Origin of the sequence: Staphylococcus canis (assembly GCF_016238445.1) — a bacterium.
Lineage (GTDB): Bacteria > Bacillota > Bacilli > Staphylococcales > Staphylococcaceae > Staphylococcus > Staphylococcus canis.
Window position 1 is genome coordinate 1 of the sequence record NZ_JABANU010000094.1, and the last position, 258, is coordinate 258.

At 31.8% G+C, this 258-nt stretch carries 1 pseudogene; it reads right to left on the reverse strand.

Going from position 1 to position 258, the window contains the following annotated elements:
- A pseudogene (locus HHH54_RS11610) lies at nt 1–258 on the reverse strand (ISL3 family transposase); the annotation flags it as partial.

A 258-nucleotide genomic window follows, 5' to 3' on the forward strand; every position in this document is an offset into this window, starting at 1 on the left:
TGTTTAATGTTTTTATGACGGTTCTTAATTTAGGATGGATATCTGGTAAAGCTACGTTTTCTAAAGACTGAAGTAAGGCTTCTATATCATTGTTATTAATATGACAACGAAGTTGATTGACTGTAAAATGCGTACGACTAAGCATCTCATTTTGTTCATTAAGATATTGGACAATCCCTTTTTGTGTCTTCCACGATTTAAACAATGGAACCTTTCGGTACTCAAACGCTTCTAAATCTTCTATAGGTTTTAAATATA